The following is an 18,931-nucleotide window of genomic DNA, read 5'->3' as shown; positions in this document are numbered from 1 at the left end:
CTTCATCGTTCGACTTGCATGTGTTAAGCACGCCGCCAGCGTTCGTCCTGAGCCAGGATCAAACTCTCCAAAAAAAATGGTTCAACCAACCCCCAAAAAAGGAAGCCAGTCAAGTTCAATCACTGACAGAGAAACAACTGACTTCAAAAAATCAAATTGTCCATCAATCAAAGAAATCTCCGCCCACTCCGAAAAGCAGGACGGGGTTCAAAAAAATGGCATTGAACATAGTGCACGCTGTTGAGTTCTCAAGGAACGGACGCACCCACCAGAACCAACCCGGAAACCCAGGCCAACCCCAACGAGGCAACTTCCCAACTATACCACCCCGAAGCCAACCGGCACATCAGCCGGAGCCGGAGCCCGGAACGGGATCCGATCGAACGGAGGTGGTGTAGTGACCCCAGGCTTGAAGCAACCGAGTCGCACGAGGCGCCTACGAGGCTGTTTGGCTGGGATGTTCGCTCGGCTCGGAAGCGTTCCCGCTCCCGCCGCCGCGGCGACAAGAGAAGAATCTACGCGACTCCGGGGCCGGTGCCAAATCGCGCCCCGCGCCCGGGCGTGTCGCGCCTCTGGACCACCTCGGATCCCCGCCGTTGCGCGGATCCCGCCGCCGAACGCGCGTCCCGACGGGAGACGCCGATGGGCCCCTGCGAGCGAGTCCGCAGGGGCCCATCGGCCGGGTCGTGCACGACGGATCGATCATCCGCCCGGTCGGTCGTCACAGGCCGGAGTACGCGTGCAGCCCCTTGAAGAACAGGTTCACGACCGTGAAGTTGAACAGCACGGCCGAGAAGCCGATGATCGCGAGCCACGCCGACCGCGAGCCGCGCCATCCGCGCGTCGCCCTGGCATGGATGTAGCCGGCGTAGACCACCCAGATGATGAAGGTCCACACCTCCTTGGTGTCCCAGCCCCAGTACCGGCCCCACGCCTTCTCCGCCCAGATGGCCCCGGCCATGAGGGTGAAGGTCCACAGGATGAAGCCGATGATGTTCACGCGATAGGCCAGGTTCTCGAGCGAGACCGAGTCCGGCAGCGTGGCGAGGAACGACTTCCTCACGCTCTCGGCGGTCGCGGCGATCGCCTCGCGCCGTGACTGCAGCAGCTGCACGACCGAGAGGGCGAAGCCGAGCGCGAAGAACCCGACCGCCGAGGTCGCCACGAACACGTGGATCACGAGCCACGCGGACTGCAGCGCGGGCGGCAACGGGGCGACGGTCACGTAGAAGTTCACGGTGGCCACGCCGAGCAGCACGAGCACGAGCCCCGTCACGAAGGTGCCGAGGAAGCGCAGGTCCGTCTTGGCGACCAGGAGCACGAGCAGGTAGACCGTGGTGATCACGAGGGTCCCGGTCAGCGCGAACTCGTACATGTTCGCCCACGGCACGCGCCCGGCGGCGACGCCGCGGAGCACGGCGGCACCGAGGTGCAGCGCCCAGGCGATCACGGTCATCGCGACCGCGACGCGCAGCGACGGCGACCGCCCGTATGCGACGGATGGCGCGGCGCCCGGTCCCGTGCCGGCTCGGGCGGCGCCCCTCGGCGCACGCGGAGGGGCGGATCCGCTCGCCCCGACGACGGCACCCGACCCGGCGCCCCGGAGGGCCGGCTCGCGCACCGCGTCGGCCGATGCCCCGCCGTCCGACGCGCGGCCGAGGTCCGCGGCCGCCGCGGCGGCGGCCGAGCGGCGGGCGAGGTCGATCGAGTACGCGATGAACGCGATCGCGTACACGGCCATCGCCGAGTACACCGCGATGATGGAGATCTCGTCGAGCGTCACTGTTCCACCTTACGTCGAAGGATTCTCGGGATCGGCGGGCCGGTCCCCCGCCGCAGCGGGGCGCTCGGAGGCCGCCGATGGGCCGGCGTGGGCGTCCGCGAACTCCTCGACCGCTCGCTCGAGGCCCGGGTCGTCGCCGCGCGCCAGGCCCGCGTACTCGAGCACGGTCCGGCCGTCGGCCCGCGTGGTCGCCGTGACCCACATCCGGCGGCGCGGGACGAACAGCGACAGCAGGAGGCCGCCGAGGATCAGCAGCGCGAACACGAGCACCCACCCCTGCGAGGGGTCGTGATGCACGTCGAACGACACGAAGCGCGGCACGCTCTCGGAGAAGTCGTCACCTGGGGCGTCCGGAGCGGCCGACTCGAACTCGACGCTGCCGAGGCCGCCCGGCAGTTCCATGGAGTCGCCCGGCATGAGCTCGATCGAGTCGACGCCGGTCTGCCCGCCGGTGAGCTGCTCCATCCCGCTCGTGTCGAGCTGGAAGACCGAGCGGGGGGTGCCGTCGTCGATGCCGAGGTCCCCCTCGTACACGTTGAGCGTCAGCACGGGGAAGACGAGGTCGGGGTAGGTCGACGTGTAGGCGCCCGACGCGAGCGTCGACTGGGTCGGGTAGAAGAAGCCGACGAGGCCGACCTGCTCGTCGAGCCCGTCGGGCACCTTCACCACGCCGATCGAGGTGAGGTTCGCATCCTGCGGCAGGAAGGGCACGGAGTCGGTGAAGACGACGTCGCCCTCGGGATCGCGGACGGTGATCGTGGGGGCGTACCCGTTGCCGAGCAGGTAGACGTCGGTGCCGTACTCGTACAGCGGCTCGTTGACCTTCACGTCGCGCTCGGCGGCGCCGTCCGGGCCGTCGATCGTCACGTGCGCCGTGAAGTCGATCGGCTGGCCCAGCGCGTCGCGGTTCTCGGTCTCGTAGGTCGCGTCGAGTCCGTCGAGCGTGAGGCGGTAGGGCGTCAGCCGGCGGTCGTCGAAGAAGCGCCCGGGGTTGAACGAGTCGTACGCCGCCAGCGTGTTCACGAAGGACTGCCCCTCGACGATGACGCGCTGGCCGTTAAAGCCGAACCCCCCGCCCACCGCGACGGCGACGAGGACGCCCACCAGGGCCGTGTGGAACACGAGGTTCCCGGTCTCGCGGAGGTACCCGCGCTCGGCCGAGACGGACGGCGCCCCGCGCACGTCGTAGCGCTCGACGCGGTACCCGGCCCGCTTCAGCTCGGCAGCGGCGCGCGCCACCGCGGCCTCGGCCGCGGTGGCCCGGTCCTCGCTCGACGCGACATCCAGGTCTCGCTCGGTGTGCGCCGGCAGGCGGGAGAGCCGGGCGGGGGTGCGCGGCGGCCGGGCGCGCAGCGCTCCGGCGTGGTGCTTCGTGCGGGGCACGATGCACCCGATGAGCGAGACGAACAGCAGCAGGTAGATGGCCGAGAACCAGACCGACGTGTAGACGTCGAACATCTGGAACGAGTCGAGGACGGGCGCGAGGTCCGGGTTGTCGGCGAAGTACTGCACGACCCCGTTCGGGTCGCTCGAGCGCTGCGGCACGAGCGATCCCGGCACCGCGGCGATCGCGAGCAGCAGCAGGAGCAGCAGCGCCGTGCGCATGCTCGTGAGCTGGCGCCATCCGAAGCGCAGCCACCCGACCGGCCCGAGCCGGGGCGAGGTGACCGAGGTCGCGTCCGCGCCGCCCGCCGACGGGCCCGTGCCGTCACGGTCCCGGCCGGCCGGCGCCGTGCCGTCGTCGTAGTCCGAGGGGCGCAGCGGATCGACGCCGGTGTCGCGCGAGCGCGCGGCATCCGATCGCCCGGTCTCAGATCGCTGGGACGAAACCACTGATCACCGCCTGCAGGTCGTACATCCAGATGGCCCAGAGGCCCGACATCATGAGCAGGCCGATCGCGATCAGCAGCCCGCCGCCGATGAGGTTCACGGCGCGGATGTGCCGCCGCACGAACGCGAGGGCGCTCGCCGCCCAGCCGAAGCCGAGCGCGACGAGCACGAACGGGATGCCGAGGCCGATGCAGTAGGCGAGGCCGAGGAGCGCCCCCCGGCCGGCCGACGCCGAGTCGGCGCTGAGCGCGAGCACGACCGCGAGCGTCGGGCCGATGCACGGCGTCCAGCCCAGGCCGAACACGATGCCGAGCAACGGCGCGCCGGCGAGCCCGGTCGCGGGTCGCCAGGACGGCTTGAACGTGCGCTGCAGGAACGTGAACTGCCCGATGAAGACGAGCCCCATGAGGATCAGCACCACGCCGAGCACGCGGATGATGACGTCGGACCACCGGGCGAGCCACGCGCCGAGCACGCCGAACGTGGTCGTGAACACGAGGAAGACCAGCGTGAAGCCGGCGATGAAGAGGAGGACGCCGAGCAGCAGCCGCCGGCGGGCTCGGCGCGCCTCCGACGCCTCGGCGGACGCGTCGGCGAACCCGCCGAGGTACCCGAGGTAGCCGGGCACCAGGGGCAGCACGCACGGCGAGAGGAACGAGACGAGCCCCGCCGCGAGGGCGATCGGCAGTGCGGCGAGCAGCTGTCCGTTGAAGACGATCTCCCCGAGGTCCATCCGCCGCCGCCTACGCCGCGGCCTCGTCGACGAGGTCGCCGACGATCGTGGAGAGGATCGAGGCGTCATCGAGCTGGCCGAGGATGCGCGCGGCCACGCGGCCGTCCGCGTCCAGGACGAGCGTCGTCGGCACGGCGGCCGGCGGCACGTCGCCCGCGAACGCGTACTGCACGGCGCCGTCGTTCGCGTCGACGATCGACGGGTAGGTGATGCCGAAGTTCTCCTCGAAGGATGCCGCGGTGGCGGCCTGGTCGCGCACGTTCACCCCGACGAAGGTCGCGCCCTCGCCGTCGAACCGCTCGAACACCTCCTGCAGCATGGGCGCCTCGGCGCGGCACGGCGCGCAGCCCGCGTACCAGAAGTTCACGACCGTCACCTCGCCGGCGAGGTCGGCGGAGTCGAACGCGGCGCCCTGGATCGTGGTGCCGGCGAACTCCACCGGCTCGCCCCGCTGGTCCGTCGGGTACTCGGCGATGGTGCCGTCGCCCGCGATGTAGCCCTTGCCGCTGCCCTCGCGGTACTGCTCGGCGAGCGGGTCGGTGCTGCAGCCGGCGAGGGCGACGACGGATGCCACGGCGAGCGCGGTCACGCCGGCGAGCCCCGCCCCGGCGAGGCGGGTGCGTGCGCGCATCACACCGCCCCCACGTCGGTCGCGAGGCCCTGGAGGCCCGCGGCGGGTTCGCGGTAGCCGACCTCGACGAACCGCGAGCCGCGGCGCTCGAAGGTGGTGATGCTCGAGAGCGAGCAGCGCCGGCGACGGGGGTCGTGCGCGAGCGACCGGCCGGCGACGCGGCGGTGCGCCATCCAGATCGGAAGCTGGTGGCTGACCATGACGACGTCGCCCGAGTCGACCGAGTCCGCGGCTTCGCCCATCGCCTCGAGCATGCGGTCGGCGATGGAGCGGAACGGCTCGCCCCAGCTCGGCTCCCACGGGTTGACGAGGAACGCCCAGTTGCGGACGTCGCGGAGCGCCGAGTCGGGCCCCGACATCCGCTTGCCCTCGAACCGGTTGGTCGGCTCGATGATGCGCTCGTCGAGGTCTGGCTCGAGCTCGAACGCCGAGGCGATCGGCTCGGCCGACTGCTGCGTGCGCTGCAGCGGCGAGGAGATGAGGCGCGCCACCCGTCGCTTGCGTGCGAGGAGGTCCTTCGCGGCGGAGTCCGCCATCGCCCGGCCGAGGTCGCTCAACCCGTACCCGGGGAGACGACCGTAGAGCACGCCCTGCGGGTTGAAGACCTCGCCGTGGCGCACGAGATGGATCTGCTCGGCCGGCACGCCCTCCAGTCTACGAAGCGCGTTGCTTCGAATTCGCCGAGCGCGGGTCCGGGCGCCGGTCGGGCCGGGAATCCGCGGCCGGTAGGATGGCCTGTCGTGAACACGCGCACCCTCGTCAAGCAGCTCGCCGCCCTCCCCGACGGCCCCGTCACGGTCTCCGGCTGGGTCGAGACGGTCCGCGACCAGAAGAAGGTGCAGTTCATCATCCTGCGCGACGAGTCCGGCGCGGTGCAGCTCGTGAACCCCGCCGTCCGCGAGCTCGACCCCGAGGGGGTCAGCGTCGGCGCGGCCGAGGCCCTCGCGCTCACCGAGCAGATCTCCGCGCTCGGCCACGGCACGTTCGTCACGGTGACGGGGCAGCTCAAGCACGACGAGCGCGTGAAGCTCGGCGGCCTCGAGGTGAAGATCGCGACGCTCGACGTCGTCGCGGCGGCCGAGGAGACGCCCATCGCGGCCGACTCGAGCCTCGACAAGCGCATGGACTGGCGCTTCCTCGACCTCCGCCACCCGAAGCAGAACCTCATCTTCCGCATCCAGACGACGCTCCTGCACGCGATGCGCAGCTACTGGGTCGAGCGCGACTGGGTCGAGATCCAGACCCCGAAGCTCATGGCGTCGGCCTCCGAGTCGCGCGCCGAGCTGTTCGAGCTCGGCTACTTCGAGGGCAAGGCCTACCTCGCGCAGAGCCCGCAGTTCTACAAGCAGATGGCCCAGCCGGCGGGCCTCGGTCGCGTGTTCGAGGTCGGCCCGGCGTTCCGCGCCGACCCGTCGTTCACCTCGCGCCACGCGACCGAGTTCACCTCGATCGACGCCGAGATGAGCTGGGTCGACTCGCACGAGGACGTCATGCGCATGCACGAGGAGCTCCTCGTGACCGCGTTCACCGCGGTGAAGGAGAAGCACGGCGCCGAGATCCAGGAGCTGTTCGGCATCGAGCTGGCCGTGCCGTCGACGCCGTTCCCCCGCATCCCGCTCGCGGAGGCCAAGGAGATCGTCGCCTCGCGCGGGTACGTCGTGCCCCGCCAGGACGCCGACATGGACCCGGAGGGCGAGCGCCAGATCTCGGCGTACGTGAAGGAGGAGTTCGGCCACGACTTCGTGTTCCTCACCGACTACGCCTCCAGCATCCGGCCGTTCTACCACATGCGCCACGAGGGCGACGCGGGCCTCACGAACTCGTACGACCTGATCTACAACGGCGTCGAGATCTCCACCGGCGCGCAGCGCGAGCACCGCGTCGACGTCCTCGTCGAGCAGGCGAAGGAGAAGGGCCTCGAGCCCGAGGAGCTGGAGTTCTACCTCGACTTCTTCCGCTACGGCGTGCCCCCGCACGGCGGCTTCGGCATGGGCCTCGCGCGGCTGCTGATGCTCATGCTCGACGAGCACTCGATCCGCGAGACGACCTACCTCTTCCGCGGCCCGACGCGCCTGCAGCCGTAACCGCGGAGGCCGCCACGGCCGCCACTGCCTGCGCCGAGATGACGCGAAACGCTGCCCGGGGCCACCCCGAGCGCGATTCGCGTCACTTCGCCGACGCACGCGACGCCTCGATTCCATCCCAGCCCGCCGCGAGAAGCGCAGCGCGGACCCGGGCGATCCGCTCGACCCGCCGCTGCCCGACGTGCGTGGCGTTGAACCGGATGACGCGCCACCCCGCGTGCGCGAGGTCGTCGAGCCGATCGACGTCGCGCGCGTACTGCGACCGATCCGTCCGATGGTGCTCGCCGTCGTACTCGACCAGGACGCACCAGCGCGCGTAGACGAGGTCTCCGATCGCGATCTGCGATCCGGTCGCATCGTGGATCGGCAGGTTGACGTGGGGCTCTGGAAGGCCGGCGTCGACGAGGTCGAGGCGGATGCCGGTCTCGGCCGGCGAGTCGGCACGTCGCCGATCACCACGAGCTCGCGCTCGGTCAGCTCGGGAGCCAGCTCGCACCATGCGTCGACCGCCGACACCACGGGAAGCCCGCGGACGGCGCCGACACGGACGAGGTCCGCGCGCAGCCGGTGACCGCGGACGCCCCGGGAGCGCGGGAGGCCGTGCGGCGCGGCGGCGGCGACGTCGATCGCGCCATCCGGCCGTCGGCCCGCGACGGGAAGGCCGTGGAGCGCAGCCGCGGTGCGGTGGCTGAACACCTCGCATCCACGCATCCGCTCGCGATAGGCGCGGCAGGTGGCGAGCAGGTCGACGTCGACGGTCGCGGGCAGGCGCACGCCGTGGAACGGGCGGATCAGGTCGGGACTCCGCAGTCGCCCGTCACCGAGGCCGGCCCGTCGCGCCCTCGCGACCGAGAACGCGACGTCGGCGAGTTCGCCGGGCAATCCGATTCGCGCGCCCACTCCGCCACCCTCCACCGCCCGCCGCCCACTCCGCTCGAACTCGCCGGACCTTCGCCCGTGCCGTCCCCGCGCCCGGCTGTCGAGGACGAGTCCCCCCACCGCCACGCCCGAAGTGACGCGGACCGCGGTTCCCGACGGCGGCGACAGCGGTTCCCGTCATCTCGGCTGGCCCCGCGGCGGCGGGGTGGATGACACGAGCCGGGCGGGCCGGGCAGACTCGCGTGTGTGGATGCCCTGCTGCTGTCGTTCGCGCTCGTCCTGCTGGCCGCGATCCTGATCTCCGGGATCGCGCACCGCACGGTGCTCTCGACGACCGTGCTCTTCCTGGTCGCGGGCTTCGTGCTCGGCAGCGGCGTGCTCGACGTGATCGTCCTCGAGCCGACGGACCCGACCGTCACCACGGTCTCGTCGCTCGCCCTGTTCGTCGTGCTCTTCACCGACGGGCAGGAGGTGGCGCTGCAGCAGCTGCGCGCCGCGTGGCGGCTGCCCGGCCGGGCGCTGCTGCTCGGCATGCCGATCACCTTCGTCATCACGACGCTGCTCGGGGTGTGGCTGCTCGGGTTCGACTGGCTCGAGGCGATGCTCGTCGCGGCCGTGCTCGCACCGACGGACCCCGTGTTCGCCTCGGCGATCGTCGGGCGCGCCGAGATCCCGCACCGCGTCCGGCACCTCCTCGGCGTCGAGTCCGGGTTGAACGACGGACTGGCGCTGCCGGTCGTGCTCGTGCTCATCGCGACCGTCGGCGGTCCCGACGTGGAGCCGCTCGTGCTCGCCGAGGAGCTCGGCCTCGGCATCCTGATCGGCATCGCGGTGCCGCTCGTCGTCGCGTGGCTCGTGCGCCGGAAGGTCTTCTCGCAGACGCCGCTGTACGCCTCGCTGACCCCGGTGGCGGTCGCCCTGATCGTGCTCGGCCTGTGCACCGTGACGCATGGCAACCTCTACCTCGCGGCGTACTCGGCGGGCATCACGATCGCCACGGCCTCGCCCGAGATGAAGGAGGCGTTCCGCGAGTTCGGCGGGCAGTTCTCCGAACTGCTGAAGCTGCTCGCCATCCTCATGTTCGGCGCGCTCATCTCGCCGGCGTTCCTCGGCGACGTGCCCTGGACGGGCTACCTGTTCGGCATCCTGCTGATGATCGTCGCCCGGCCCGCCGCGGTCGAGCTCTCGCTCGTCGGCAGCGGGCTGCCGTGGGAGGAGCGGGCGACCGCCGCGTGGTTCGGCCCGAAGGGGTTCGCCTCGGTGCTCTACGGCCTGCTCGTGCTGCAGAGCGGGGCGGCGAACGCCGACTTCATGTTCCACGTGATCGTCGTGGCCATCGTGCTCTCGATCGTCGCGCACTCCTCCACCGACGTGCCGATCGCCGGATGGTTCGCCCGTCGCGAGGCCGCGGAACGGCAGGCGCACGCCACCTGGCTCGACACGCCCGACACCGGCCGGCGCGGCGGCATCCACCGGCCCGGGTCCACCGAGTCGACGGAATGACCCCGTCGCGCGGTCAGTCGAGCGCCCGCAGCGCGGTCTTCAGGCGGACGGGGTCGATGCGCCAGTAGCCGTGCACCTCGCCGTCGATGAGGAGCACCGGGATCTCCTCCGCGTACCGCTCGCGCAGCGCCTCGTCGTCGAGGATCGAGCGCTCCTCGAGCGTGGTCGGCCTGGCGCCGGGCGTCGCCGCGAGCTCCTCGCGGACGCACTCGACCACCTCCCGCGCGTCGTCGCACAGGTGGCACCCGGGCTTGCCGATGAGGGTGAGGCGGATGTCGCGGCGGGTCACCCGCTCAGGATACGTCGGCGCCGACGGGCGCCCTCCGCCGCCCCCGGTCGCACCGGCCGCGCGCCCCGCCCGCCGGAGACAGCGAAAAGCGCCAGGCCGGGTGGCCTGACGCTCATGCCGTGGTCGCGGAGCGACTACTTCTTGTTGCGACGCTGGTGGCGCGTCTTGCGAAGCAGCTTGCGGTGCTTCTTCTTCGCCATGCGCTTGCGACGCTTCTTGATGACGGAACCCACGAATACCTCACAAAGATCCGGGTCGGCCGCGCGTGCCGCAGCCGCGGAGCGGAAACGCCCCGCGATAGTCTATCCCATTCGGCGCGCGAGCGCGGATCGACGTGGTGAGCGGGCGGCCCGGAGCGGCTAGCGTCGAGGGATGACCCGACCCGACCTCGTCATCCGCAGCATCCGCGAGGCCGACTGGCGCGAGGTGCGCGCGCTCCGCCTCGAGATGCTCCGCGACACCCCGATCGCGTTCGGCGACACGTACGAGCGGGCGTCGCGCTTCGGCGAGGCCGAGTGGCGCGCACGCGCGAGGCGCGGGCAGTCGCCGGTGCAGGCCGCGCTCGTCGCGATCGAGGGCGACCGGTGGGTGGGGACGATGGGCTGCTACGTGCCGGACGCCGCCACGGGCCCGATGCTCGTCGGCGTGTACGTCGCGCCCGATCGCCGCGGCGACGCGGCGGGGGTCACGAGCGCCCTGCTCGCCGGCATCGAGCGCTGGGCGGCCGATCGCGCCGGCACGCTCACCCTCGAGGTGCACGAGGACAACGCCCGCGCCCGCCGCTTCTACGAGCGCATGGGCTTCGAGTACACCGGCCACCGTCGCCCCTACGAGCTCGAGCCCGGCGGGCTCGAGCTCGAGATGCGGAAGCACCTGCGCTGACGCTCCGCGTCGGCCAGACTGTCGGTGATGGATCTCATCGTGGTGGGCGCGATCGCCGCGGCCGTGGGCGCGGGACTCGCCGCCGGCGCGTTCTTCGCCTTCTCCGCGTTCGTGATGCCCGCGCTCGACGACCTGCCCGAGGCGGATGCCGCGCGCGCCATGCGCGCGATCAACGTCGCCGCACTGCGCTGGCCGCTCATGGTCGAGCTGTTCGGCACCGCGCTGCTGCTCGCAGTGCTCGCCGTGGCGGACTTCCTCCGGCCGCCGGACGACCTGACGTGGTGGGTCGTCTCCGCCGCGGCGCTCTACCTGCTCACCGTGGTCCTCGTGACCGGTCGCGGCAACGTGCCGCGCAACACGGCGCTCGCCGCCGCGCCGGACGATCGGAGCGCGCTCGAGGACGCCTGGCGATCGTTCCGTCCCGCCTGGGGGCGGTGGAACCACGTCCGGACGGTCGGCGCGAGCGCCACCTGCGTGCTGCTCGTGGTCGGGCTCGTGGTCGCGGCCTGAGCGGCAGCGCGAACGGCAGCGCGAACGGCAATGCGGTGCCGGCCTAGGGTCGGCGTCGCTTCGGCGTCACGACCGCCGTGACCTGGTGCGCCGTCTCGGCGAAGGCCTTCCCGATGGCCGACGCGAGCGCGCGCTGGTCGTCGTTGAGGTCGGTCTCCTCGGCGTCGGCGCCGGCGAGCGTGGCCGCGTCCGCCGCGGCATCCGTCGTGACGAAGGGGATCAGCCAGTCCTCGAGGCGTTCGAGGGGTTCGCGGTCGAGCCGGTAGTACCGGTGCTGCCCCTCCTCGCGCACCGCGACGAGGCCGGCCTCCCGGAGGACCTTGAGGTGCTTCGAGACGGTGGGCTGGCTCACGCCCAGGGCGGTCACGATCTCGCCGACGCTGATCTCGCCGCCGGAGTCCGGCTGCGACGTCTCACGATCGAGGAGCACGCCGAGGATGTCGCGCCGGGTCGGATCCGCCACCACGTCGAAGATGTCCGCCATGGTGCAAGGGTAGTCAGTCGCGCGCGGAGCGGGGAGTACCATGACTCACGCGTCGAGCGGAGGAGGGCGGATGGCCGCGCAATCCGTGGGTCGTCGGGCGTCGTCCCCGCGCTCATGGCTCGCCGGAGTGCGCGACGCGCTCGACGGGCTCGTCCGCAGCTCTCCCGCGCGGTTCGCGATCCTGGTCTTCTTCACGCTCATCCTGATCACGACCCTGCTGCTGTCGGTGCCGCTCGCGCGCGCCGGCGAGGGCCGCGGCACCCCGCTCTACGACGCGCTGTTCACCGCCGTCTCGACGATCTGCGTCACGGGCCTCACGACCGTCGACATGGCCACCCACTGGTCGCCGTTCGGCAACGCGATCATCTTCATCGGCATGAACATCGGCGGCGTCGGCGTGCTCACGCTCGCGTCGATCCTCGGCCTCGTGATCTCGCGCCGCCTCGGCCTCAAGGCCCGCCTGATGGCCGCGAGCGACACGAACCCGTCGCGCGTGCACGCCGGCCCGGTGTCCGAACGGCAGGCGGTGCGCCTGGGCGAGGTCGGCGGGCTCCTCGTGACCGTCGCCGTCAGCACCCTCTCGATCGAGGCCGTGATCATGCTCGGGATGCTGCCGAGCGTGCTCGCGAAGGGCTACGACTTCGGCACGAGCCTCTGGTACTCGGCCTACTACGCGGTGAGCGCGTTCACGAACACCGGGTTCAACCCGAACCCGATGGGTCCGGTCGAGTTCTTCGACGACTACTGGTTCCAGTCGCTCATGATGCTCGCGGTCTTCCTCGGCAGCCTCGGCTTCCCCGTGATCTTCGCGCTGCTGCGCACCTGGCGCTCGCCCCGCCGCTGGAGCGTGCACGTGAAGCTCACGCTCACGACCACCATCATCCTGTGGGTCGCCGGCGCCGTCACCTTCCTCGTCCTGGAGTACAACAACCCGAAGACGTACGGCTCGCTGAGCTTCGTGAAGACGTTCTACGAGGCCTTCTACATGTCGACCATGACGAGGTCGGGCGGCTTCTCGACGATCGACATGGCCGACCTCTACGGTTCGAGCCTGCTCGTGACCGACATGCTCATGTTCGTCGGCGGCGGCTCCGCCTCGACCGCGGGCGGCATCAAGGTCACGACCCTGGCCGTGCTGTTCCTCGCCGCCTACGCCGAGGCGCGCGGGGCCCCCGCCATGGAGGCGTTCGGGCGCCGCATCCCGCGCGACATCCTGCGCCTCGCGGTGAGCGTCGTGCTGTGGGGCGCGACCATCGTGGCCGTCTCGACCGTGGCCATCACCCAGATCACGAAGTCCGCGCTCGACTTCGTGCTCTTCGACGTGATCTCGGCGTTCGCGACCTGCGGGCTCTCGACCGGTCTCACCGAGTCGCTGCCGCCCGAGGGCAAGTACGTCATGGCTGCGACGATGTTCATGGGACGCGTGGGCACGGTCACCCTCGCGGCCGCACTCGCCGCCGCGCAGAAGCGGCAGCTGTTCAGACGACCGGAAGAGAGGCCCATCGTTGGTTGATCGCATCAAGCACGACGCCCCGGTGCTCGTCATCGGGCTCGGACGGTTCGGGGCGGCCACCGCCGGCCAGCTCGACCGCCTCGGCCGCGAGGTCCTTGCGGTCGACGAGGACGAGAACCTCGTGCAGAAGTGGGCCGAGCGCGTCACCCACGCCGTCGTGGCCGACGCCAAGTCGCTCGACGCGCTGAAGCAGATCGGCGCGCAGGAGTTCTCGATCGCGGTGTGCGCGGTCGGGTCGTCGGTCGAGGCGTCGGTGCTCATCACCGCGAACCTCGTCGACCTGAAGATCCCGCAGATCTGGGCGAAGGCGATCTCGACCTCGCACGGCAAGATCCTCGAGCGCATCGGCGCGAACCACGTCATCTACCCGGAGCGCGAGGCGGGAGAGCGCACGGCGCACCTCGTCTCGGGCCGCATGCTCGACTTCATCGAGTTCGACGACGACTTCGCGCTCGTGAAGATGTACCCGCCGAAGCCGATCCGCGGCAAGACGCTCACGGAGTCGGGCGTGCGATCGCGGCACAACGTCACGGTGGTCGGCGTGAAGAGCCCCGGGAAGCCGTTCACCTACGCGACGGAGCGGACCGTGGTGACCACCCACGACCTCATCATCGTGTCGGGCACCGAGACCGACATCGAGAAGTTCGCCGCACTCGAGTAGCGGTCGGTCCCGGGCCGGGCCGAGACCTCCGCGACCGTCGACGTCACCGACGCGGCGACGCCGATGACGAGGAGGATCGCCGCGAGCGTGCCGAGCGCCTTGGGCAGTCTCGGGGTCGCGGTGAAGCGGAGCCGATCGGGAGTGCGCCGGCGGACCCATCCGACCAGTTCTCCCTCCTCGCCGTGCCGTGGGTGCTCGTCGGGGTCGATCTCCCGCTCGTGGAAGTCGCCGTCGGCGAACCAGCGGACGACGGCCCCGTCCTGGCGCTCGACGACCGCCACCTCGGTCGGATCCCACGTGCCGTCCAGCAGGCGCGCGAGTCCCGAGCCGAGCAGGAGCAGGATGCCCGCGACGAACGCGATCCAGCTCACCGTCTCGCCGGTGACCGCGAGCACGTCGAGGCCGGTCATGGCCAGAGCGTACCCGGCTGCGGCGCCCGCGGTCCCTCCGGCGGTGGCGCCGTCGCCTCGCCGCTCGCTAGCATCGCGGCCATGAGCCCCGTCATCGACATCCGCGGCCTCGACAAGCGCTTCGGCAGCACCGTCGCCCTCGACGGCCTCGACCTCGAGGTCGGCGCCGGGGAGGTCCACGGTTTCCTCGGTCCCAACGGCGCCGGCAAGTCGACGACGATCCGGATCCTGCTCGGCCTCGCGCGGCCGAGCGGCGGCGAGGCCCGGCTGTTCGACCGCGACCCGTGGCGCGACTCCGCCGAGCTGCACCGACGCGTCGCGTACGTGCCGGGCGACGTGAGCCTCTGGCCGAACCTCTCCGGCGGAGAGGCGATCGACCTGCTCTCGCGCCTGCGCGGCGGCACGACCGACCGACGGGCATACGAAGAGCGCCGCGATCGGCTCGTCGAGGCGTTCCAGCTCGACCCGCGCAAGAAGGGCCGGGCCTACTCCAAGGGGAACCGGCAGAAGGTGGCGCTCGTCGCGGCGTTCGCGACGCCCGCCGACCTGTACGTGCTCGACGAGCCCACGAGCGGCCTCGATCCGCTCATGGGCGAGGTGTTCAACCGCGAGATCGCCCGCGTGGCGGCGGAGGGGGCCACGGTCCTCCTCTCGAGCCACATCCTCTCGGAGGTCGAGCTGCTGTGCGACCGCGTGAGCATCATCCGCGCGGGCCGGCGGATCGAGTCCGGCACCCTCGCGGACCTCCGCCACCTCACGCGCTCATCGATCGCGTTCGCCCACCAGCCGGGGCGGGAGGCCGAGGTGGAAGCGCTCGACGGCGCGCACGACGTGGTCGTGAACTCCGGTCGCGTGCAGTTCACGGTCGACAGCGACCGGGTCGCGGCGCTCCTGCCCCAGCTCGGCCGCCTCGGCGTGCAGGGGCTGACGGTCGCGCCGCCGTCGCTCGAGGAGCTCTTCCTCAGGCACTACGGCGACGCCGAGGTCGTCGAGGGCGCCGAGGCGACGCGGTGAGCCCGTTGGCGCTGCTCGGCCCGCTGGTCGCGCACCGTGCGCGGCGCGATCGGCTGCAGCTCACGCTCTGGATCCTCGGCACGGCCGCGCTCGCGCTCATGGCCGCGGCGGCCGTCGGCACGACCTTCGGCGACGAGGCCGAGCGCGAGTCCGTGCTCCGGCTGACCCTCCTGGCGCCCGCGATCCTCGTGTTCCGCGGCACGCCGAACGGTGCGGGCGAGGGCGAGTTCGCGATCTTCCTCATCCTGTCCTTCCTCGGCCTGATGGCTGGCCTGATGAACACGTTCCTGGCGGTGCGGCACACCCGCGCCGACGAGGAGCAGGGTCGCGCCGAGCTCGTGGGCTCGACCCCCGCGGGCCGGACCATGCCGACCGCCGCCACGGTCGTGTACGGCCTGCTCGCCGACGTGGTGCTGGCGCTCGCTGTGGCCGCCGCCTTCGTGGCCAGCGGGTTGGACGTCGCCGGCTCGGCCGTCGCCGGAGCCGCGGTCGGCGCCACGGGGCTGGCCTTCCTCGGCGTCGGACTCGTCGCGGCGCAGCTCTTCCGCACCTCTCGCGGGGCGAACGGGCTCTCGGTCGCGCTCGTGCTGGCCGCGTACGTGGTCCGGGGCATCGGCGACGCGCTCGGCGAGGCGTCGGACGACGGCCTGACCCGCACCGCCGCCTGGCCGAGCTGGCTCTCGCCGATCGGCTGGGCGCAGCGCACCGAGCCCTTCGTCGCGAACGACCTCACTCCGCTGCTGCTGTCGCTCGGCCTCGCCGCCGTGCTGGTGGCGCTCGTCTTCCGCTTCCAGTCCGTGCGCGACAGCGGGGCGAGCCTGCTCCCGGGTCGCGCGGGGCGGCCGTCGGCCGGCCCGCTCCTGGCCGGGCCGCTCGGCCTCGCGTGGCGACTGAACGCGGGCGCGGTCGCCTCCTGGGCCGTGGGCGCCGCCGCGGCCGGCGCGCTGGCCGCATCGCTCGCACCCCTGGTCGACGAGATCGGTGCCGACGCGCCCGCGATCGCCGACTCGCTCCGCCAGATCGCGGGGGCCGAGGCGTCGCTCGAGGAGGCGTTCACCGTCGCCTTCTTCACCATGGTCGGGATCCTCGCCGCCGCCGCCGGGCTGCAGGCCGTGATCCGCGCCCGGCAGGAGGAGGCGCACGGCACGGCCGAGCCGGTGCTCGCGACGCCGGTGCCCCGTCGGCGCTGGCTGGCCTCGCACGGCGCGACCGGCCTCATCGCCGTCGCCGTCGTCCTGGTCACGTCCTCGATCGGCGCGCTGCTCGGCGCGCTCGCGTCGGACGACCCGGCCGCGACCTCGGAGGATGCGCTCCGGTCGGCGCTCGCGCAGGCGCCCGCCGCGCTCGTGTACCTCGGCGTCGGGCTGCTCGTGTTCGTCCTCGCACCTCGGTTCACGATCGCCGTCGTGTGGGCGCTGCTCGCGTTCGGCGCCTTCTTCGGGCTCTTCGGCGAGTTCCTCGGCCTGCCCGAGTGGCTGACCGACCTGTCGCCGTTCTCGCACGCCCCGGTGCCGGTGGGCGGCGAGGTCGACTGGACCGGCGGATTCTGGATGCTCGGCATCGGCGTCGCGGCGATCGCCCTGTCGATCGCCGCGATGGGCCGTCGCGAGCTCGCCTCCGAGAGCTGAGCCGCCCCGGACGCCGGCACGCCCGCGCGGGTGGCCGCGGCACGGTCGGAGCGGCCCGCCGCCGGCGTCCGCGTAGCCTTGTCGCGTGGACTGCGCCTACTTCGACGCGGGGCGCTGCCGGTCGTGCGCGCTCATGGGCCGGCCGTACCCGGCGCAGCTCGCCGACAAGCAGCGCCATGCCGAGGAGCTGCTCGCACCCTTCGACGTGCCGACCTGGCTCGCCCCCGTCGCCGGCGGCGAGCGCAACTACCGGAACAAGGCGAAGATGGTCGTCGGCGGCACCGTGGACGCACCGACGATCGGCATCCTCGATGCCGACGGGCACGGCGTCGACCTGCAGGCGTGCGGCATCTGCTCGCCCGGTCACCGAGCCGCGTTCCCCGTCCTCGCGCGGTTCATCACCCTCGCCCGCCTCACGCCCTACGACCTCGGCACGCGACGCGGCGAGCTGAAGCACCTCATCGTCACCGAGTCGCCGGACGGCGAGCTGATCGTGCGCTTCGTACTGCGCTCGAGCGAACCGCTCCCCCGCCTGCGCAAGCACCTGCCGTCGCTGCTCGCCGAGCTGCCGCAGGCGCGCGTGGTCTCGGCGAACCTGCTGCCGGAGCACAAGGCCGTCCTCGAGGGCGACGAGGAGGTCGTGCTGACCGAACGCGACACGCTGCCGATGCGGTTGAACGACGTCACGATGCACCTGCGACCGCAGAGCTTCTTCCAGACGAACACGGCGATCGCCGAGGCGCTCTACGGCGAGGCGCGGGAGTGGATCCGGGGCCTCGCGCCCGAGCAGGCGTGGGACCTGTACTCCGGCGTCGGCGGCTTCGCGCTCCACCTCGCGGGCGGCGAGACCGAGGTGACGGGCATCGAGACGAGCGTCGAGGCGGTCGCGAGCGCGGAGCTGAGCCGCACCGACGCCGCCCTGTCGCGCGTGCGCTTCGCCGCGGGCGATGCGACCGAGTTCGCGCTCTCCGAGGCATCCGCCCCCGACCTCGTGGTGGTGAACCCGCCGCGGCGCGGGATCGGCCGGGAGCTGGCCGACTGGCTCGATCGCTCGGACGCCGCGCACGTGCTGTACTCCAGCTGCAACGTCGCCTCGCTCGCCAAGGACCTCGCGGCGATGCCGTCGCTGCGCCCCGTGAAGGCGCGCGTGTTCGACATGTTCCCCCAGACCACGCACTTCGAGGTGATGGTCCTCCTCGAGCGCCGCTGAGGGCCGGGCGCCGGCGTCAGGCGCCGGCGGCGAGTTCGCGGGCGCGGGCGAGCGCCGCGTCGGTCGCCCTGGTGAACAGGTCGGCCAGGCCCGCCTCCTGCAGCACGGCGACGGCGCGCTCGGTCGTGCCCTTAGGGCTGGTCACGCGGCGGCGCAGCTCGGCCGGGTCGTCATCCGACGACGCCAGCAGCTCGCTCGCGCCCCGGAACGTGCCCTGCACCATCGTCGCCGCCTGCTCGGGCGTGAAGCCCTTCGCGATCGCCGCGCGCTCGAGCTCCTCGATGAGGAGGAACACGTAGGCGGGGCCGGACCCGGAGATCGTTGAGAGCGCATCGAGCTGCGACTCCGGCACGACGAGCACCTCGCCGACGGTCTCGAACAGCGCGACGACGAGGGCCAGGTCGTCGTCGCCCGACCTGCTGCCCGGCGAGACGCCCGTCACGGCCCGACCGACGACGGCCGGGGTGTTGGGCATCGTGCGAACGACCGAGACGTGCTCGGGCAGGTGGGCCTCGAACGTGGCGACCGTGACGCCCGCGGCGACGCTCACCACGACCGTGCCGGGCTCGAGCGCATCGGCGATCTCGTCGAGCAGGTCCGGCACCATGGCGGGCTTGACCGCGACGACCACGAGCTTCGCGCCGGCGACCGCCCGGCGGTTCGCCTCGGCGTCGTGCTCGGTCGCGTACCCGGTCACGCGGGGCTCGTCCGCGAGCTCCGCCAGGCGGGCCGCGCTGCGGTTGGTGGTCCGGATGCCGCCGGCCACCTCCACGTGCGGCGCGAGCAGCCCGGCGAGGATGGCGCGGGCCATCGATCCGGCGCCGAGGAAGGCGATCGCGGGCAGGTCAACGGGTTGCGAGGGGGCCATGGGAGCCATCCTAGGATTG

General features: G+C 72.0%; 20 protein-coding genes and 1 rRNA gene. 9 read left to right on the top strand and 12 right to left on the bottom strand.

Annotated features, from left to right (window positions below; all coding sequences use genetic code 11):
• From ABME01_RS11410 to ABME01_RS11385, 6 genes are all read right to left on the bottom strand, one after another.
• Positions 1–74, bottom strand: a 16S ribosomal RNA gene (locus ABME01_RS11410); the annotation flags it as partial.
• Positions 75–721: 647 nt separating this feature from the next.
• Positions 722–1,741: a c-type cytochrome biogenesis protein CcsB gene (ccsB, locus tag ABME01_RS11405; RefSeq protein WP_353828535.1), complete on the bottom strand. Its 1,020-nt coding sequence runs from the start codon at positions 1,739–1,741 to the stop codon at positions 722–724.
• Positions 1,742–1,792: 51 nt separating this feature from the next.
• Entirely contained in the window at positions 1,793–3,544 is a 1,752-nt protein-coding gene (gene resB / locus ABME01_RS11400) for a cytochrome c biogenesis protein ResB (RefSeq protein ID WP_436407429.1), read from the bottom strand.
• A gap of 49 nt (positions 3,545–3,593) precedes the next feature.
• A complete protein-coding gene (locus ABME01_RS11395; RefSeq protein WP_353828529.1) occupies positions 3,594–4,346 on the bottom strand; it encodes a cytochrome c biogenesis CcdA family protein in 753 nt (250 codons plus the stop codon).
• A 10-nt stretch (positions 4,347–4,356) separates the two neighbouring features.
• Positions 4,357–4,977, bottom strand: a complete 621-nt coding sequence (locus tag ABME01_RS11390; RefSeq protein ID WP_353828528.1) for a TlpA family protein disulfide reductase — start codon at positions 4,975–4,977, stop codon at positions 4,357–4,359.
• Complete coding sequence (locus tag ABME01_RS11385; protein ID WP_353828527.1) at positions 4,977–5,621, bottom strand: histidine phosphatase family protein; 645 nt, start codon at positions 5,619–5,621, stop codon at positions 4,977–4,979. Before ABME01_RS11385 ends, ABME01_RS11390 begins: the two co-directional genes overlap by 1 nt.
• A gap of 96 nt (positions 5,622–5,717) precedes the next feature.
• Between ABME01_RS11385 and aspS the strand changes: the two genes are divergently transcribed.
• Complete coding sequence (gene aspS, locus ABME01_RS11380; RefSeq protein WP_353828526.1) at positions 5,718–7,061, top strand: aspartate--tRNA(Asn) ligase; 1,344 nt, start codon at positions 5,718–5,720, stop codon at positions 7,059–7,061.
• Between the two features lie 82 nt (positions 7,062–7,143).
• Here aspS and ABME01_RS11375 read toward each other — a convergent pair whose 3' ends face one another.
• Complete coding sequence (locus ABME01_RS11375; protein WP_353828525.1) at positions 7,144–7,560, bottom strand: DUF559 domain-containing protein; 417 nt, start codon at positions 7,558–7,560, stop codon at positions 7,144–7,146.
• 626 nt (positions 7,561–8,186) lie between these two features.
• Between ABME01_RS11375 and ABME01_RS11370 the strand changes: the two genes are divergently transcribed.
• The gene (locus ABME01_RS11370) at positions 8,187–9,443 is read left to right on the top strand and encodes a cation:proton antiporter (RefSeq protein WP_353828524.1); all 1,257 of its coding nucleotides are present in this window, start codon (positions 8,187–8,189) and stop codon (positions 9,441–9,443) included.
• A gap of 13 nt (positions 9,444–9,456) precedes the next feature.
• On the opposite strand, the gene ABME01_RS11365 is transcribed toward ABME01_RS11370, so the two are convergent.
• Positions 9,457–9,732: a glutaredoxin family protein gene (locus ABME01_RS11365; protein WP_353828523.1), complete on the bottom strand. Its 276-nt coding sequence runs from the start codon at positions 9,730–9,732 to the stop codon at positions 9,457–9,459.
• 134 nt (positions 9,733–9,866) lie between these two features.
• Positions 9,867–9,965 carry a 30S ribosomal protein bS22 gene (locus ABME01_RS11360; RefSeq protein WP_003792170.1) on the bottom strand — a complete coding sequence of 33 codons (99 nt, stop codon included), beginning with the start codon at positions 9,963–9,965 and terminating at the stop codon, positions 9,867–9,869.
• Between the two features lie 139 nt (positions 9,966–10,104).
• Between ABME01_RS11360 and ABME01_RS11355 the strand changes: the two genes are divergently transcribed.
• Both ABME01_RS11355 and ABME01_RS11350 read left to right on the top strand, forming a co-directional pair.
• Positions 10,105–10,614, top strand: a complete 510-nt coding sequence (locus ABME01_RS11355) for a GNAT family N-acetyltransferase (protein ID WP_353828522.1) — start codon at positions 10,105–10,107, stop codon at positions 10,612–10,614.
• A 27-nt stretch (positions 10,615–10,641) separates the two neighbouring features.
• Positions 10,642–11,124, top strand: coding sequence for an anthrone oxygenase family protein (locus tag ABME01_RS11350; RefSeq protein WP_353828521.1), 483 nt, complete (start codon positions 10,642–10,644; stop codon positions 11,122–11,124).
• A gap of 43 nt (positions 11,125–11,167) precedes the next feature.
• Here the strand turns inward: ABME01_RS11350 and ABME01_RS11345 are convergent, their stop codons facing one another.
• The gene (locus tag ABME01_RS11345; RefSeq protein WP_353828520.1) at positions 11,168–11,608 is read right to left on the bottom strand and encodes an ArsR/SmtB family transcription factor; all 441 of its coding nucleotides are present in this window, start codon (positions 11,606–11,608) and stop codon (positions 11,168–11,170) included.
• Positions 11,609–11,678: 70 nt separating this feature from the next.
• Here ABME01_RS11345 and ABME01_RS11340 point away from each other — a divergent pair, with 70 nt between their 5' ends.
• Both ABME01_RS11340 and ABME01_RS11335 read left to right on the top strand, forming a co-directional pair.
• Positions 11,679–13,121, top strand: coding sequence for a TrkH family potassium uptake protein (locus ABME01_RS11340; protein WP_353828519.1), 1,443 nt, complete (start codon positions 11,679–11,681; stop codon positions 13,119–13,121).
• The gene (locus tag ABME01_RS11335) at positions 13,114–13,782 is read left to right on the top strand and encodes a potassium channel family protein (protein ID WP_353828517.1); all 669 of its coding nucleotides are present in this window, start codon (positions 13,114–13,116) and stop codon (positions 13,780–13,782) included. The genes ABME01_RS11340 and ABME01_RS11335 overlap by 8 nt, the downstream gene beginning before the upstream one ends.
• Here the strand turns inward: ABME01_RS11335 and ABME01_RS11330 are convergent.
• Complete coding sequence (locus ABME01_RS11330; RefSeq protein WP_353828516.1) at positions 13,689–14,192, bottom strand: hypothetical protein; 504 nt, start codon at positions 14,190–14,192, stop codon at positions 13,689–13,691. The two genes, ABME01_RS11335 and ABME01_RS11330, sit on opposite strands and share 94 nt — an antisense overlap.
• Before the next feature lie 81 nt (positions 14,193–14,273).
• On the opposite strand from ABME01_RS11330, the gene ABME01_RS11325 reads away from it, so the two are divergent.
• From ABME01_RS11325 to rlmC, 3 genes are all read left to right on the top strand, one after another.
• Positions 14,274–15,206 (top strand): ABC transporter ATP-binding protein, encoded by a 933-nt coding sequence (locus ABME01_RS11325; RefSeq protein WP_353828515.1) that lies wholly within the window; start codon positions 14,274–14,276, stop codon positions 15,204–15,206.
• Positions 15,203–16,834 (top strand): ABC transporter permease, encoded by a 1,632-nt coding sequence (locus ABME01_RS11320; RefSeq protein WP_353828514.1) that lies wholly within the window; start codon positions 15,203–15,205, stop codon positions 16,832–16,834. The genes ABME01_RS11325 and ABME01_RS11320 overlap by 4 nt, the downstream gene beginning before the upstream one ends.
• A gap of 85 nt (positions 16,835–16,919) precedes the next feature.
• Positions 16,920–18,044: a 23S rRNA (uracil(747)-C(5))-methyltransferase RlmC gene (gene rlmC / locus ABME01_RS11315; protein ID WP_353828513.1), complete on the top strand. Its 1,125-nt coding sequence runs from the start codon at positions 16,920–16,922 to the stop codon at positions 18,042–18,044.
• 16 nt (positions 18,045–18,060) lie between these two features.
• Here the strand turns inward: rlmC and proC are convergent, their stop codons facing one another.
• Complete coding sequence (gene proC / locus ABME01_RS11310; protein ID WP_353828512.1) at positions 18,061–18,912, bottom strand: pyrroline-5-carboxylate reductase; 852 nt, start codon at positions 18,910–18,912, stop codon at positions 18,061–18,063.
• Positions 18,913–18,931 lie beyond the last annotated feature (19 nt).

The sequence above is a fragment of the Agromyces litoreus genome (genome assembly GCF_040496015.1).
Lineage (GTDB): Bacteria > Actinomycetota > Actinomycetes > Actinomycetales > Microbacteriaceae > Agromyces > Agromyces litoreus.
Note: the sequence above shows the minus strand (reverse complement) of the source record. Positions and strands in the feature narration are given on the sequence as shown.

What these genes read in the sequence shown, in the direction of transcription:
- ABME01_RS11345 (WP_353828520.1), bottom strand. Translation starts at nt 11,608, where the DNA reads ATGGCGGACATCTTCGACGTGGTGGCGGATCCGACCCGGCGCGACATC.
- ABME01_RS11395 (WP_353828529.1), bottom strand. Translation starts at nt 4,346, where the DNA reads ATGGACCTCGGGGAGATCGTCTTCAACGGACAGCTGCTCGCCGCACTG.
- proC (WP_353828512.1), bottom strand. Translation starts at nt 18,912, where the DNA reads ATGGCCCCCTCGCAACCCGTTGACCTGCCCGCGATCGCCTTCCTCGGC.
- ABME01_RS11330 (WP_353828516.1), bottom strand. Translation starts at nt 14,192, where the DNA reads ATGACCGGCCTCGACGTGCTCGCGGTCACCGGCGAGACGGTGAGCTGG.
- ABME01_RS11350 (WP_353828521.1), top strand. Translation starts at nt 10,642, where the DNA reads ATGGATCTCATCGTGGTGGGCGCGATCGCCGCGGCCGTGGGCGCGGGA.
- ccsB (WP_353828535.1), bottom strand. Translation starts at nt 1,741, where the DNA reads ATGGCCGTGTACGCGATCGCGTTCATCGCGTACTCGATCGACCTCGCC.
- ABME01_RS11325 (WP_353828515.1), top strand. Translation starts at nt 14,274, where the DNA reads ATGAGCCCCGTCATCGACATCCGCGGCCTCGACAAGCGCTTCGGCAGC.
- ABME01_RS11340 (WP_353828519.1), top strand. Translation starts at nt 11,679, where the DNA reads ATGGCCGCGCAATCCGTGGGTCGTCGGGCGTCGTCCCCGCGCTCATGG.
- ABME01_RS11390 (WP_353828528.1), bottom strand. Translation starts at nt 4,977, where the DNA reads ATGCGCGCACGCACCCGCCTCGCCGGGGCGGGGCTCGCCGGCGTGACC.
- ABME01_RS11375 (WP_353828525.1), bottom strand. Translation starts at nt 7,560, where the DNA reads ATGGTGCGAGCTGGCTCCCGAGCTGACCGAGCGCGAGCTCGTGGTGAT.
- ABME01_RS11355 (WP_353828522.1), top strand. Translation starts at nt 10,105, where the DNA reads ATGACCCGACCCGACCTCGTCATCCGCAGCATCCGCGAGGCCGACTGG.